At 60.8% G+C, this 13,078-nt stretch carries 17 protein-coding genes; all 17 read right to left on the reverse strand.

The window, feature by feature from the left end; all coding sequences use genetic code 11:
* Positions 1–46: 46 nt before the first annotated feature.
* From QLG03_RS11415 to pduD, 17 genes are read right to left on the reverse strand one after another with little or no spacing between them, the layout of a single operon-like run.
* Entirely contained in the window at positions 47–1,261 is a 1,215-nt protein-coding gene (locus QLG03_RS11415; protein ID WP_117129120.1) for an acetate/propionate family kinase, read from the reverse strand.
* Entirely contained in the window at positions 1,246–1,698 is a 453-nt protein-coding gene (gene pduV / locus QLG03_RS11420) for a propanediol utilization protein PduV (protein ID WP_004105216.1), read from the reverse strand. Before pduV ends, QLG03_RS11415 begins: the two co-directional genes overlap by 16 nt.
* Before the next feature lie 4 nt (positions 1,699–1,702).
* Positions 1,703–2,053, reverse strand: coding sequence for a propanediol utilization microcompartment protein PduU (pduU, locus tag QLG03_RS11425; RefSeq protein WP_032453966.1), 351 nt, complete (start codon positions 2,051–2,053; stop codon positions 1,703–1,705).
* The gene (gene pduT / locus QLG03_RS11430; RefSeq protein WP_000075777.1) at positions 2,053–2,607 is read right to left on the reverse strand and encodes a propanediol utilization microcompartment protein PduT; all 555 of its coding nucleotides are present in this window, start codon (positions 2,605–2,607) and stop codon (positions 2,053–2,055) included. Before pduT ends, pduU begins: the two co-directional genes overlap by 1 nt.
* A gap of 2 nt (positions 2,608–2,609) precedes the next feature.
* The gene (pduS, locus tag QLG03_RS11435; protein WP_087824518.1) at positions 2,610–3,965 is read right to left on the reverse strand and encodes a cobalamin reductase PduS; all 1,356 of its coding nucleotides are present in this window, start codon (positions 3,963–3,965) and stop codon (positions 2,610–2,612) included.
* Positions 3,962–5,074: a 1-propanol dehydrogenase PduQ gene (pduQ, locus tag QLG03_RS11440; protein WP_255988733.1), complete on the reverse strand. Its 1,113-nt coding sequence runs from the start codon at positions 5,072–5,074 to the stop codon at positions 3,962–3,964. Before pduQ ends, pduS begins: the two co-directional genes overlap by 4 nt.
* Positions 5,075–5,085: 11 nt before the next feature.
* Positions 5,086–6,477, reverse strand: coding sequence for a CoA-acylating propionaldehyde dehydrogenase PduP (gene pduP, locus QLG03_RS11445; protein WP_255988732.1), 1,392 nt, complete (start codon positions 6,475–6,477; stop codon positions 5,086–5,088).
* Positions 6,474–7,484 (reverse strand): two-domain cob(I)yrinic acid a,c-diamide adenosyltransferase PduO, encoded by a 1,011-nt coding sequence (pduO, locus tag QLG03_RS11450; RefSeq protein ID WP_255988731.1) that lies wholly within the window; start codon positions 7,482–7,484, stop codon positions 6,474–6,476. Before pduO ends, pduP begins: the two co-directional genes overlap by 4 nt.
* 9 nt (positions 7,485–7,493) lie before the next feature.
* Entirely contained in the window at positions 7,494–7,769 is a 276-nt protein-coding gene (gene pduN / locus QLG03_RS11455; RefSeq protein ID WP_000549823.1) for a propanediol utilization microcompartment protein PduN, read from the reverse strand.
* Positions 7,770–7,772: 3 nt separating this feature from the next.
* The gene (gene pduM / locus QLG03_RS11460) at positions 7,773–8,264 is read right to left on the reverse strand and encodes a microcompartment protein PduM (protein ID WP_048335204.1); all 492 of its coding nucleotides are present in this window, start codon (positions 8,262–8,264) and stop codon (positions 7,773–7,775) included.
* On the reverse strand, positions 8,261–8,893 hold the full coding sequence (locus tag QLG03_RS11465; RefSeq protein WP_255988730.1) for a phosphate propanoyltransferase: 633 nt from the start codon (positions 8,891–8,893) through the stop codon (positions 8,261–8,263). The genes pduM and QLG03_RS11465 overlap by 4 nt, the downstream gene beginning before the upstream one ends.
* On the reverse strand, positions 8,893–9,375 hold the full coding sequence (locus tag QLG03_RS11470; protein ID WP_089503766.1) for a BMC domain-containing protein: 483 nt from the start codon (positions 9,373–9,375) through the stop codon (positions 8,893–8,895). The genes QLG03_RS11465 and QLG03_RS11470 overlap by 1 nt, the downstream gene beginning before the upstream one ends.
* A gap of 3 nt (positions 9,376–9,378) precedes the next feature.
* Complete coding sequence (pduJ, locus tag QLG03_RS11475) at positions 9,379–9,654, reverse strand: propanediol utilization microcompartment protein PduJ (RefSeq protein ID WP_001057755.1); 276 nt, start codon at positions 9,652–9,654, stop codon at positions 9,379–9,381.
* Between the two features lie 19 nt (positions 9,655–9,673).
* Entirely contained in the window at positions 9,674–10,024 is a 351-nt protein-coding gene (pduH, locus tag QLG03_RS11480; protein ID WP_255988727.1) for a propanediol dehydratase reactivase beta subunit PduH, read from the reverse strand.
* The gene (gene pduG / locus QLG03_RS11485) at positions 10,014–11,846 is read right to left on the reverse strand and encodes a propanediol dehydratase reactivase alpha subunit PduG (RefSeq protein ID WP_004105140.1); all 1,833 of its coding nucleotides are present in this window, start codon (positions 11,844–11,846) and stop codon (positions 10,014–10,016) included. Before pduG ends, pduH begins: the two co-directional genes overlap by 11 nt.
* Before the next feature lie 15 nt (positions 11,847–11,861).
* On the reverse strand, positions 11,862–12,383 hold the full coding sequence (gene pduE / locus QLG03_RS11490) for a propanediol dehydratase small subunit PduE (protein ID WP_255988724.1): 522 nt from the start codon (positions 12,381–12,383) through the stop codon (positions 11,862–11,864).
* 14 nt (positions 12,384–12,397) lie between these two features.
* Positions 12,398–13,072, reverse strand: a complete 675-nt coding sequence (pduD, locus tag QLG03_RS11495) for a propanediol dehydratase medium subunit PduD (protein WP_004105135.1) — start codon at positions 13,070–13,072, stop codon at positions 12,398–12,400.
* Positions 13,073–13,078 lie beyond the last annotated feature (6 nt).

A 13,078-nucleotide genomic window follows, 5' to 3' on the forward strand; every position in this document is an offset into this window, starting at 1 on the left:
GCGATTCGCCGGTTACCATGATTCTCCGCAAGGGGAGAGGCGCCGTTTATACCGACACCGCCAGCTCGTGCGCCTGCGGCAGCGCCAGGCGCATCACATCGCGGGCAATCATCAGCTCTTCATTGGTATTGATGACCGCCACTTTGACCATCGCATTTTCGGCCTGAATAAAGGTAGCGTTGTGCTGGTTTTTCTCTTCATCGACCGAGAGCCCGAGGAAATTCAGGTTATGGCAGATGGCGCTCCTGGCGCGGGCGGAGTTTTCGCCGATGCCGCCGGTAAAGATCAGCGCGTCCAGGCCGCCCATCTGCATAATATAACTGCCGATGGTGGCGCGAATGCGCTCGGCAAACAGCGAGAGCGCCAGGGCCGCCCGACGATTGCCGCCGTCCGCCGCCTGCTCGACATCGCGATAATCGTGCGAGATGCCGGAAACCCCCAGCAGGCCGGACTCGTTATTCAGCAGCTGATTAAGCTGCTCCGGCGTTTTTCCCTCATGCAACGCCAGCCACGGTAGAATCGACGGATCGATATCGCCGCTGCGGGTGCCCATCATCACGCCGGACTGCGGCGTAAAGCCCATTGAGGTGTTAACCGAGCGCCCGCCTTTGATTGCGCATACGCTGCTGCCGTTGCCGAGATGGCAGCTCACCACGCGCAGAGCGCTCAACGGTACGCCCAGCTTTTCCGCCAGCGTCGCGCTAACGTACTTGTGGCTGGTGCCGTGGAAGCCGTAACGGCGAATGCCCAACTCGCTGTAGTAGCGCCAGGGCAGCGGATAGATAAACGCGCGCTCGTCGAGCGTTTGGTGAAAAGCGGTATCAAACACCGCCACCGACGGCGCGTCGGGCAGCAGCTGGCGGAAAACTTTAATGCCCAGCGCGTTGACCGGATTATGCAGCGGGGCCAGCTCCGCCAGGCGCTCGATTTCCGCTAAGGTCTCATCGGTCACCGGCGTCGAATCTTTAAAGCGCTCCCCGCCGTGCGCCACGCGGTGGCCGACGCCATCGATATCCCGCAAACTCTGGATAATCCGATGGTCGAGGAGCTTTTCCAGCAGCAGGGTGACGGCTTCACGGTGATCGGCTACGGGCGCCGTTTCCTGCCATTTCTGCGCCGGCGTTTTGAGGGTCACCTGGGCGTTTGCCATGCCGATACGCTCGATCAATCCCTGGCAGAGCATATCGCCCTGAGGCATCTCCAGCAGCTGGAATTTTAACGATGAACTGCCGGCATTAATGGCCATTATTTTGTAAGACATAAAGGTTCCTTCGAATTCAGAAAATCCAGCACGGCATCAAGCCCCAGATTATTCAGCGCGCTGGTGATAAAAATCTGCTGGGCGCCAGCCTGCCTGAGCCACTCGCCGATTAGCGATATCCGCTGCGCATCGGCAAGGTCGGCTTTCGTGACCAGACCAATCGTCGGGCGGTTCATCGGGGCGGTAAAACCCGGAGAAAACGGCGACCACTGGGCGTCGGCGTTCAGCACCAGAGCGATAACGTCGGCCTCGCAGGCGCTGGTCAACAGAGCGCTATAAAGGCAGCGGTTCTCCAGATATTCGCCCGGTGTGTCGATGGCCATCGGCGACCATTCAATCGCCTGGGTTTTCTTGTAATGGAGCGCTTCGCCGCGCAGGCCCTGGGTCAGCGAGGTTTTGCCGCACTGGCTGGGGCCGATCAACATCAGACGTTTCATCGCGCTACGTCCGGGTTATTGAGCAGGTAGTAAACTGCATCATCTCGCCCAGGGTGCGCGTCACCTGCCTGAGGGCGTACTCGACGGCGGAAACGTCGCCGGTCAGCACCACGGCGCCGGTAAAGCGGTCAAGAAAACCGATCTCCACCGCGCCGGATTTGGTGGCGATATCGCAGGCGATAATCGACGCTTCGCTGGGCGTAATGGTGAGGATGCCGATGGCGGACACCGCATCCTGCAGGCCGAGTTTCTTAAAGAGATCTTTCCCGGGATTGGCAATCAGGTGCGCGAGGGTGACCTGTTTCCCGGGAACGTATTCCTGAATCATGCGATCCGTTGTTGGCTGTCTTTCCATTATCCCTCCACCATCTGTCGCCACATGGCTTCATGCGGTCGCGGGATCACCGAACGATAAACCAGCAGCCCTTTTTCACCCGCGCTTTCGCTGGCTACCGTAACCGCGTTGTTGACGTCGGAAACGTCGCCCGCCACCACCATGTAGCATTTACCGCCGATGCCGAAGGCCATATGCACCCGTACCAGGGTGACGTTGGAGCCTTTCACCGCCCGGTCCGCGGCGCTGATGCAGGCCGCAACGCTCCAGGTTTCAACGATGCCGACTGCCTGGCGTTTGTCTACGCTGTTCAGGCCGCTGATGGCCGGGAGTACGCTGGGATGGATGTTCGCCAGCACCAGGCTGTCGACGAGCATTTCGCCGGCCTGCGAAGTGCCGGTTTCAATGGCCTGCTGGATAGCGCCAATATCCCCGCCGAGCATCAACAGAAACTTACCCGGGCAGATAGTCTTGCTGACCAGCAGATTGACGTTGGCGCTTTTCAGCATCGCATCGCCGAGTTCCATTCCTTTGGCAATGCTGGTGAGTTCTAAAATTCCTATAGCCTGAGACATGGTTAACCTCTTACCACCGTGATGGCCTGTTCGCTGATGGCCGCAACCACGCCGTCGATGCTGGCGTGAACCGGCGCGCCTAATGCGCCTGCCGGGATATCGGCAACGCATTGCCCACGCGTCACGCGGTCGCCCACTGCAACGTTCGCTACCGCGCTGGCGCCGATATGCTGGCGCAATTGCAAAGTCACTGTTTCTACTGCCGGTTCGTCTTCCACCAGCGGCGCCTCCTGATACCAAGGGCTCAGCCCCAGTTTGGCGATCAGTCGCTTCACCGGCACGAGGCGATATTTCGCCATTTCGTCGGCCGGATAGAGCGGCCCTTCATAGCGCTGGTTTTGCGCGCGCAGCTCGCGTTTCAGCATGCGGTTGATGCGCATCGGCGAGATCCCCACCGGGCAGGCCACGCTTTCGCAGACGTTGCATTCCGAACAGGTGAGCGCGCTCAGCAGCAGCTGGGGCGTGGCGGCCTGATGAAAGTTCACCGCCCGCACCAGCAGGTGCGGGGAGAGTTCGTGGCCGATCAGATGCCGTGGGCAGAGATCGGTACACAGTCGGCACTGCTCGCAGACGGTACGGGCCACGGAAAGCACCGTGCGCTCGTCCTGCATCCGCCGCTGGATAAGCGGATGGCTTTTGGGCAGCACCAGCAGGCCGCCGGTGGTTTTGGTCACCGGGTTATCCAGCGAGGTAATCAGGCCGCCCATCATCGGGCCGCCGTTAATAAAACCGGGGTCGTCGACCGTCGCGCCGCCCGCCAGCGCCAGCACTTCGCGCAGCGACATGCCGATGGGGACGGTGACGGTCAGCGGTCGGGCGACCGCGCCGTTAACGGTTAGCGTGCGGCGGGTCACCGGGAACTGCTGCTCAACCGCACGGGCAATATTGAGCACCGTTTGTACGTTATTCACCACGACCCCAACGCTGGCTGGCAGCGCGGCGGGCGCGACCCGGCGACCGGTAGCCAACCAGATAGTCAGCACCTCATCGCCTGCGGGATAGACATCCGGCAGAATATGCAGGCGAATACCGGCAGGCAGCAGCGGGGTAAGGGCGTCGATAGCCCGGCGGTATTTCTCTTTCAGGGCAATCACCCCTTCGCGCGCGCCGGTTGCCGTCATCGCGTACTGCACGCCGCGTACCAGACGTGCAGCCTGCTGCCACATCAGCTGCTGGTCGACCTTGAGCATCGGTTCGCACTCGGCGGCGTTAACCAGAAAGATCTCCACCTGCGCCTGCAGCTTCACGTGGGCGGGAAAACCCGCTCCACCCGCGCCGACGACGCCCGCAGCACGCACGCGCTCGCGGATCTCCTCGGCGCTTCTGGCCATTTCAACAGCGTTGACGGCGGTACTCATCGCAGTTCCTCCAGCAGTTCCTGAATTTCCCCGGCGCTGGCCGGGCGAGGATTCGTGCGCAAGGTCACGTCAGCCAGTGCGGCCTGCACCATGGCCGGAATGCGCGCTGAGTACGCGGCACGTCCCTCTTTCAGCGCGACCGCCAGTGACGGCAGCGCACAGCGCTGCTTGAGCCGTTCGATTTGCTGGATCAGCGCATTGATCGCCGTACTATCGCTGGCATCTGCCGGACAAAAGCCGCAGGCTTTGGCCAGCCGCGCGTAGCGTTTTCCGGCGCGCGGATGACCGGCGTTAAAGCGGATAACCGCGGTCAACAGCAGCGCGTTGGCCAGTCCGTGCGGGAGATGAAACTGCCCGCCAAGCTGGTGGGCGATAGCATGGTTAAGCCCCAGCCCCGCCTGGCTGAACGCCATCCCGGCAAGCGTTGAGGCATTGTGCATTTTCCCGCGCGTCGCCACGCAGTCGCCTTTTTCCACCGCGGTGGGCAGATACTGGAACACCAGTTTGGCGGCTTTTTCCGCCAGCGCGTCGGTAAAGTCGCTGGCGTGCGGAGAGACCCACGCCTCCAGCGCGTGGGTCAGCACGTCCATGCCGGTGTTGGCCGTAATCTGCGGCGGCACGCTGACCACCAGCTCCGGGTCAAGGATCGCCATATCGGGATAGAGCGCATTGTTGAACAGCGGGTACTTGATGCCTTTATCCGGATCGCTAATTACGCAGGCGCTGGTTACTTCTGAACCGGTACCGCTGGTGGTCGGTATAGCCACGCAGGTTTCGATGCTGATGCCGCTCTGCTGACTGAACCAGACGATAGCTTTCGCCGCATCCATTGCCGATCCGCCGCCGAAGCCGATGACCACCTGCGGCTGCAGGGCCTGCATTTGCGCAATGCCCTGTACCACGGTGTGGATAGTGGGGTCCGGGGTTATCTCGCTAAAGACGCTAATGCGGTTATCTGCGGGCAACGCCTGACGCAGGGTTTCCAGCAGCGGCGAGCGCGCAAGAAAGCCATCGCAGATAATCCAGATGTGCTTGCGGGTAAAGCGTTTGAGCACCGCCAGACTACCCTGACCGCTGTACAACCGCGTTTGTAGTGAGAAAGTTTTCATCGCGACCTCGGTTAGCGAATGGAAAAGCCGTTGGTCAGCACGCAGCGACGGGAGCGGGCAAACGTGCGCGCCGAGGTTGTCCCTTCACCGGTCGGCGTGGCGATAGTAAAGGTGGTAAAGCCTTCGCCGCCGACGCCGATCCCGGCATAAGAGGGGCCGTTCTTGACGAATATCGAGGTTTGCAGGGTGCGGGCCGCGAGGTTCAGGCGCGACACGTTCTGCGAGTGCATAATGGCGGTATGATGCAGTCCTTCTTCAACCTTCAGCGCCAGGGCCAGCGCGCTATCGAAATCGCTAACTTTCACTATCGGCAGCATCGGCATCAGCTGCTCGCTGGTAACCCACGGATCGTCGGCGTTAACCAGCGCTATCAGTAGACGCGGCGCTTTCGCCGGAACGGCGATCCCGGCCGCTTCGAGCATGGCTGATGGGCTTTTGCCGACCAGTTTTTTATTCGCCTGGCCTTCAGGCAGGCAGGCGGCCCGGAGTTTGTCAGTGTCGGCAGGGCCCAGCAGCAGCGCGCCGAAGGTTTGCATTTGCTGCACCAGACGTTCGGCGACGCTCTCCACCACAATCAGGCTCTTCTCGGCAATGCAGGGCAGGTTGTAATCGAACGAGGCGCCGTCGATGATATCTTCCGCCGCTTTAACCAGATCCGCCGTTTCATCAACGATGCAGGGCGGGTTACCCGCGCCGGCGCCAATGACTTTCTTACCGCTCTTCATGCCCATCGCCACAATACCCGGGCCGCCGGTAATGGCCAGAACCGCAATGCGCGGATGGGCCATCATCTGCTGGGTGGCTTCAAACGTCGGTTCCGCCACGGTGACCACCAGATTGCGGATGCCGCAGCAGCGGAAAACAATCTCTTCAATCATGCTAATCAGCTTCAGAGAGACCTTTTTTGCTCCCGGGTGCGGGCTGAAATAGACGCTGTTGCCCGCCGCCAGCATGCTGATGCTGTTGTTGATGATGGTCTCCGTCGGGTTGGTGCTCGGCGCGACCGACCCGATAACGCCAAACGGCGAATACTCAAACAGCACCATGCCGCCGTCGCCGGTCAGCGCGGTGGTGGTGAGATCTTCCACGCCCGGCGTGTTGTCCAGCGCAGCTTTGTTTTTCAAAAGTTTATCTTCTTTGTTGCCCATCCCCGTTTCATTGGCGCTCTCTTCCGCCAGGGCGGCCAGATGCGGCGTCAGCTCCTGACGCATTGCGCTGATGATGGCGCTGCGGGTTTTTAGCGGGCACTGCTGATAACGTAAGAACGCCTGATGCGCGGCATCAATGGCCTCGCTCACGGACTGAAAAATCCCTTTGCCCTGCGGCGGGTTTGGCGTTTGGGCTGGGGTTAACTGTTCGCTAAGAATGGTGCGAATAAGCGTTTCGAGTTCAGAAGTATTCATTGATGAGTTCCCACGTTAATGGCCGCGATGGCGGTCTGTGCGATATCCATGTCCTGTTCAACGCTGCCGCCGCTGATGCCAAGACCCCCGATTAATAAGCCGTCGCGCCACAGGGCGTAACCGCCGCCAAAGGTCACCACTTTTCCCTGCAAATGCGTTTCGAGGCCATAAAGCGCGGCGCCCGGCTGAACGGCCTCGCTCAGCTCATGGGTCGCCGTTTTCATCGCCACCGCGGTCCAGGCTTTTTTCGGCGCCAGTTCGCTGCTGACCAGCAGGGCGTCCGGCATCCGCCAGGTCACGGTTTCGGTGCCGTGTGCGTCAACGATGCTGATCACCACCGGCACCTGAAGCTGCTGCGCACGCTCAACGGCGGCGCGGGTGAGCTGGTGCAGATCGTGGAATGAGAGGGCCACGGGCGTCTTCTCCTTGCTGCGGCTCGGCAGAGTGGCGGCCAGATAGCGCCGGCTCACTTCACGAATGATGTTGTTCTGGTGCGCATCGCTATCTTCCGCGCGCGCCAGGGCGTACAGGCAGTCTGACAAGCGATTGATGTAGCGCATCAGCACCTGGCGCACGTTGACTTCCGCCGCCAGCTCAACCAGTCGCCGTTCGGCCCGGCGGGCCAGCGTGCGGGCAAAATGCAGGCGGCTCGCGGCTTCGCAGCGGCCGGGTAAAATAAAGCTGTGCAGCGGCTCGACGCGGGCCATGGCCCGATCGATGGCGGCTTCCAGAGCGGAAATCTCTTCGCTGCTGATGTAGCGCTGTTTCGGCGACGGCCGTTCGCTGTCGCTGGCCAGTTCTGCGCTAAACCAAAAAAGCTGCTGCTGGATGGCCTCAAGTAAGGCGCGGTGATTTTCATCCGCGGCGGCGCAGGCGCACAGGCTCAGCGAGGCGTTCAGCTCATCCAGCGTGCCGTAGGCTTCAACCCGCGGGTGGGTTTTACTCACCCGCTGGCCGGTAAAGAGTGAGGTGGTGCCAGCGTCGCCCGTTCGGGTATAAATCGCCATATTCGCTCCTTAACGTGAAAGCGTATCGACAATGCCGACAACGGCGAGGTCGATGGCCTCGTTTGGCCCGGAAAAAACGTGCCTGGCGCTGGAGCCGCCGCTGAGCAGAACCAGCTCGCCGATCCCCGCGCCGACGGAATCCACGGCGACTTCATCACCGGAGGTCGGCGAGGCGGGAAGCTCGCCATCGGCGCTGACCCGCCGCACCAGCAGCAGCTTTTTGCCGATCAGGGAAGGCGATTTTTGCGTGGAGACAACCGCGCCCGTGACTCGTGCCAGATGCATGATTTACTCCTGCTTAATTAATTGAACATGCCGCGCCTGTGCCGCTTCGCGCGCCAGCGCGGTCACGATGCATTTGCGGTGGATAACCAGGCGACCCTGACCCAGCTGCGCGACGTCGCGATAGCTCAGCACCGATCCTGCGTGCAGGATCAGCGGCAGCCCGCGCTCGTCGGTGAAGATCGCCGGCAGGCGCGCCAGTTTTTTGACCGGGATAACCGGCAGCAGCTGGCTGTGCAGGGTGAGCTGCACGCGGATGCCGAAAGCCAGCGCGTCGTGAATTTTCCGGGCCGCAGGATCGTCGGTTTCCGCCTCCGTCAGCTGGCCCAGCAGCGGCAGGTCGACAAGCAGGATGCGCAGCGAGGCGTGCTGGCTGAACAGCCCGGGGCAGTCGGCATCGCGCAGCTGCGCCACGCTCAGCGTCGCCGTGCTATGGGCGCGACGCTGCAGCCTGGAGACGATTTCCTCCACGATGCGCTGCAGAACTTCGCCGTTCATCGCGGGCCTACCAGCCGGGCAAAGGCCTGCGGATTATCGGCGCCGGCGGCGTTGGCTTCATCGGTATCAATGTGCATTTCGAGACGCATATCCGGTGAAACGCGAATCGCCACGTTGTTGAAAACCAGCCCGCGCGCGTCGCCTTCAATGACCACGGAGACCCTATCGCCGTGGGAAACCCGCAGGATCAGCGCATCGAGCGGCGACATATGAATATGCCGTTGCGCGACGATAACTCCTGACGACAGCGTCAGTTCGCCATAGGGGCTGACCAGACGGATGCCCGGCGTCCCTTTCAGATCGCCGGACATTCTCAGCGGCGCCGCAACCCCCAGGGTTCTGGCATCGGTACGCGATATTTCCACCTGGCTTACCGAACGCAGTGGGCCGAGCAGGCGCACATTTTTAAGCTGCCCCTTCGGCCCTACCAGGGTGACGGTTTGCTCCGCAGCGTACTGTCCCGGCTGCAGCAGCTCTTTTTTCTCGCTGATGGGATGGCCAGGAAACAGGCGTTCATAATCCGACGCCGACAGGTGGATATGACGATTTGAAACCCCCAGCGGAATGGGCCGCAGACGCATCTCGTCGAGGACTTTACTGACCGTTGATTCGAGAAGCTGTTTATCCATTACGCTTCACCTCGCTTGCCGGGATGAATGCAAAGGGTGCGCGGCTCGCCCTTCTGGCGCGGACATTTGGGATCCAGGCACAGGTTGCAGCTGACCACGCCTTGTTGCTGGAGGGGCTCTTCTGCTGGCGCTTCAGAAACGACATTAGCCGTCTCTGACTCTTCAGGCTCAGGTTCCATGACGGAGGGTGGGGGAGCCTCTGCGGGCAGGATCCCTTCTCCGGGTCTGGCGATGACTTTATGAGCCACCAGACCGTTTCGCTGTTCGGCAAACTGTGCACCGGTGGTGATGGCCGCCTGTACTGAGGCCACATCACCGGTAATTTTAATGACCATCCAGCCTGAACCATTGGTCTTTTCGAGGGCGACCAGCGTGATAGAAGCGGATTTCGCCATGATATCGGCGCAGCTAATAGCCAGTGCCAGACCACAAACTTCAAGTAATCCCAGTGATTGCTTCACGCGGTGCTCCTTATTCGCCATCAATCAGGCTGATTTCGGTAAAATGGCCTCAACGTCGCTGTGCGGACGCGGGATCACGTGGCAGGATTTCACTTCGCCTACGACGCTTGCCGCCGCGCTGCCCGCATCTACCGCCGCTTTGACCGCGCCGACATCGCCGCGAACCATGACGGTCACCAGACCCGAGCCAATTTTTTCGTAGCCGACCAGCTGCACGTTGGCCGATTTCACCATCGCATCGGCGGCCTCAATGGCGCCTACTAACCCTTTTGTTTCAACCAGTCCCAGTGCGTTATTCATACTGCTGTTCTCCTGTTGCTTAGCTATTCAGATCCCGGAACGGGATCCCTTTGACCAGCCGTGCCGCGTTATTACCGGTGTTACGTTGGGCCTGACTGTCCTGATGATGAATCAGCGTAAAAAGCGGCGCCGATGCGGGTAAATTCTTGTAGTGCACGACCAGCGTATGGCGGTCGCAGGCGATGCCCACCAGTAGCGGCGAGCTGCGCGCCGCCTGCCAGGCGCTGTCCACGACATCCCCGGCCGGGTGATGCTGGAGCAGGAAAGGAATGCCTTCCTCTTCGATACCCAGCAGCACTTCGCGCCACAGGCCGTCGCAGCCGTCGATGGCGGCGATCACAATAGCCGGGGCGCTGTGATTACTGTCCATGTGCGAACTCCTTATGCCAGGAGAGAATCAGGCCGGTGGCCACCGCGTTTCTGGGGCCCTCGCTGCCGCGAATATTTCCCCGCCCGGCAACCAGGCGGTAGTGCGCCAGCGCATCGGTGACCAGCTGCGGGACCTCGAAATCCAGCGACGAACCGCCGACCAGCACCACGAACGGAATATCGCGAATGTTGCCGGTGGGGCTGACCTGACGCAGTGCGCGCAGGGCGTTGGTGACAAAGACCCGCTCTTTGGCGCTGCGGCGAATGGCGCGTACTTTTTCCAGCGCTAAGTCGCCGGGTAGTGGCACCAGTTCGTCCGGTTTCACCACGCAGACGCGGGCGAATACGGCGGGGGGCAGCGGCGTGGAGAAGAACTGCACGCTGCCGTCCTCGTGGCGTAAATGGAACAGACTTTCCACCTTGGCCAGCGGATACTTCTTGATCTCTTCCGCCAGATAGCGGTCTTCCAGCCCCAGCTCGCGGGCAATAATCATCGTCACCATATCGCCAGCTCCGGCGAGGTGAGTGGCGATGATTTCGCCTTTGGGGTTGATGATGGAGGCATCGGTGGAGCCTGCGCCGAGGTCGAGGATCGCTAGCGGTCGGGTGGTACCCGGCGTGGTCAGCGCGCCCAGAATGGCGGCTTCGGCCTCGGCGCCGCCGATCTGCACGTCGATATTGAGCTTCTGCTCGATTTCGCGGGCAATCATCGCCATCTGCAGACGATCCGATTTCACCATTGAGGCGATGCCCACGGCCTGCTCCAGCGAGAACTCCCCGGCAAGACCGCCGGTGACGCTCACCGGCACCGAGGTATCGACGGCCAGCAGGTCCTGAATGAATATTTCGCTGCTGGGCTTGTTGGTCAACTCGGCCATGGTCTGGCGCACGTGTTCCAGCATGCCGCCGATATTGGTCCCCGACTCGCCGGTGACGTTATCGAGCTTGCCGCAGCCGTCGACCGCTTTCATGATGGCTTCGGCGCCAGCGGCAACGTCTACGCGTACGCTCCGGCCCTGGGCCAGCAGCTCAAGGTTACCGGCGGGTATCGCACGCGCTTTGACGTCACCGGATGGCGTTTTGACCACCACGGCGGAACGGTTGCCAATCAGCGCGCGAGCCATCGGGACGATGTTTTTCGTCTCCTCGGCGTTGAGGTTGAATACGGTGGCGATGCCGTAGGGGTTAGAGAGCGTTTCGATGACCTTTCCCGGGACGGCGACCTCAATTGCCGCCAGCATTCCCAGCGGAATGCGGTCGATGTACAGCACTTCGTCAACAATCGGCAGCGGTTTTTCCAGCCGGTTGCTGACCAGTACGCCATCGTCACGTTGCAAAATGACGCCGGTAATCTGATATCCGGCGCGCAGGGAAGCGTTAATCACGCTGGCGATATCGGCAAAATCGAACGCCGACGACACCACCAGGATATAGGGCGCGTCCGCCGGGCGGGTTAACAGCTCCTGCGGCGTAATGGTGATGCCCACGCCAAGCCCCGCGCCGCCGGGCGTTTTCGGGTTATGGCCGATCATGGTCGATTCGGTGATGATGGTCTCGGTAATGGTTTCCATCGCCACATCGCCAATCACCGGCGTCGCTTCATTAATGCGGATGAGCGAAATATCGCTGACAGCGATCCCGGCGCCTCTGGCGACGAGGGCGAGCGCCTCCTGAATACCGAACACGTTACGCAACGTGCCTTTGATCCCGGTGGTTTCCGCCAGCGCGCTGTGGGTGATTGTCAGCGTGCCAGCCTCATTCAGAGTCGCCAGGGCGACTTCCGTCGATGAGTTGCCGATATCAATGCCAGCTATATATCGCATCACATACCCCTGTAATTAATCGTCGCCTTTGAGTTTTTTACGCTCGACGTACAGCGTTGCCGCTTCGCGAACGAAAGCGGCGCAAATCTTCGCCTGATAGCGGCTTTCGAGATCGTCGGCGATCGCCAGCAGCTCCTCTTTCGTCGAGCGATAGGGGCGGAGGGCGTTGTAGATTTCAAGAATGCGATCGTCCGGTACCGCGGTCAGTTCGGCGGCGCGTTCGAAGTTCATCGCCAGCCGGTCGCGGCCCGCGTCCCTGGCGATAGAAGCTTGTAAGCGCAGCGTTTCCGGGGTAATACGCATATCCTGGGCGGTAACTTTGTTGCTCAGCACGTTTTCCAGCGTAAAGTCGTCCAGCGTTTTATTGGTGGCGGTTTTCACCCATTCCGGGTGTTTGTTCGCCAGCGGGTAGTCGCTGACCTTTGCGCTACGGGACGTGCCGTCTGCCGCCGGAGCCGTCGTCGGCGCCTCGCCCTGCAGGCTGTTCATGCGGCTTAATACGTCGCGCACCATCGATTCAATTGCGTCGGTATTCATGGAGTTATCCTTTATCAAAGCGCCACGCGCAGTTCCTGCGGGTTTTTGCCCGTTACCACGTACTTGGTCTCTTTAATGTGCAAAATGGCCGATTTCGCCTGGTATTTTGGCCGCGCCATCTGGTCGTTCAGCGTCGGGACCGGCTGCGGCGATTCGCGTTTCGCATAGCGGGCGGCGTTTTTACCAATCTGGCGATAGGTTTCCAGGGTCAGCAGCGGCGCCTGGGGGAACAGCTCCAGGTTAGAGAGCGGCGGCAGCCCCTGCTGGTGAATCACCGTGGTGCCTTTTGACTGGATGCCGATAGATATGCCGGAACCGCTCAGGCGATTGCCTTCAACGGCGACGAAGGCCACGTCGGAGGATTTAAAGCAGCGAATCACGCGCGCCTTAATGCCTTCTTCTTCAATACCGGCAATGACTTCGCGCAAAATGCTCTTATGCGGTATGCCGACGATATTGACGGTCTGCGCCAGGCCGAAAGCCGGGCCGACGGCGATAATCACTTCGTCCTGCTGGGTTCCCTGACGCGCTTCGCCCACTTCCGTCAGGAAGCCGTCGCCGGCGGGCGGCGTGGCCTGGGGCGCCGCGGAGGCCGCTGGCGCAGTAAACGAGACGGGTTTATCGCTGCCCTTCATCTCGCTGAGCACTTCTTCAATTATCTGGCGCAGCAATTTTTCATTAATTTCCATTTCTCA

Origin of the sequence: Klebsiella sp. V115_8 (assembly GCF_029967715.1) — a bacterium.
Lineage (GTDB): Bacteria > Pseudomonadota > Gammaproteobacteria > Enterobacterales > Enterobacteriaceae > Klebsiella > Klebsiella quasipneumoniae.

Bases quoted from the DNA above. Each gene is read 5' to 3' on its own strand.
- QLG03_RS11415 (WP_117129120.1), bottom strand. From the start codon at position 1,261: ATGTCTTACAAAATAATGGCCATTAATGCCGGCAGTTCATCGTTAAAA.
- pduV (WP_004105216.1), bottom strand. From the start codon at position 1,698: ATGAAACGTCTGATGTTGATCGGCCCCAGCCAGTGCGGCAAAACCTCG.
- pduU (WP_032453966.1), bottom strand. From the start codon at position 2,053: ATGGAAAGACAGCCAACAACGGATCGCATGATTCAGGAATACGTTCCC.
- pduT (WP_000075777.1), bottom strand. From the start codon at position 2,607: ATGTCTCAGGCTATAGGAATTTTAGAACTCACCAGCATTGCCAAAGGA.
- pduS (WP_087824518.1), bottom strand. From the start codon at position 3,965: ATGAGTACCGCCGTCAACGCTGTTGAAATGGCCAGAAGCGCCGAGGAG.
- pduQ (WP_255988733.1), bottom strand. From the start codon at position 5,074: ATGAAAACTTTCTCACTACAAACGCGGTTGTACAGCGGTCAGGGTAGT.
- pduP (WP_255988732.1), bottom strand. From the start codon at position 6,477: ATGAATACTTCTGAACTCGAAACGCTTATTCGCACCATTCTTAGCGAA.
- pduO (WP_255988731.1), bottom strand. From the start codon at position 7,484: ATGGCGATTTATACCCGAACGGGCGACGCTGGCACCACCTCACTCTTT.
- pduN (WP_000549823.1), bottom strand. From the start codon at position 7,769: ATGCATCTGGCACGAGTCACGGGCGCGGTTGTCTCCACGCAAAAATCG.
- pduM (WP_048335204.1), bottom strand. From the start codon at position 8,264: ATGAACGGCGAAGTTCTGCAGCGCATCGTGGAGGAAATCGTCTCCAGG.
- QLG03_RS11465 (WP_255988730.1), bottom strand. From the start codon at position 8,893: ATGGATAAACAGCTTCTCGAATCAACGGTCAGTAAAGTCCTCGACGAG.
- QLG03_RS11470 (WP_089503766.1), bottom strand. From the start codon at position 9,375: ATGGCGAATAAGGAGCACCGCGTGAAGCAATCACTGGGATTACTTGAA.
- pduJ (WP_001057755.1), bottom strand. From the start codon at position 9,654: ATGAATAACGCACTGGGACTGGTTGAAACAAAAGGGTTAGTAGGCGCC.
- pduH (WP_255988727.1), bottom strand. From the start codon at position 10,024: ATGGACAGTAATCACAGCGCCCCGGCTATTGTGATCGCCGCCATCGAC.
- pduG (WP_004105140.1), bottom strand. From the start codon at position 11,846: ATGCGATATATAGCTGGCATTGATATCGGCAACTCATCGACGGAAGTC.
- pduE (WP_255988724.1), bottom strand. From the start codon at position 12,383: ATGAATACCGACGCAATTGAATCGATGGTGCGCGACGTATTAAGCCGC.
- pduD (WP_004105135.1), bottom strand. From the start codon at position 13,072: ATGGAAATTAATGAAAAATTGCTGCGCCAGATAATTGAAGAAGTGCTC.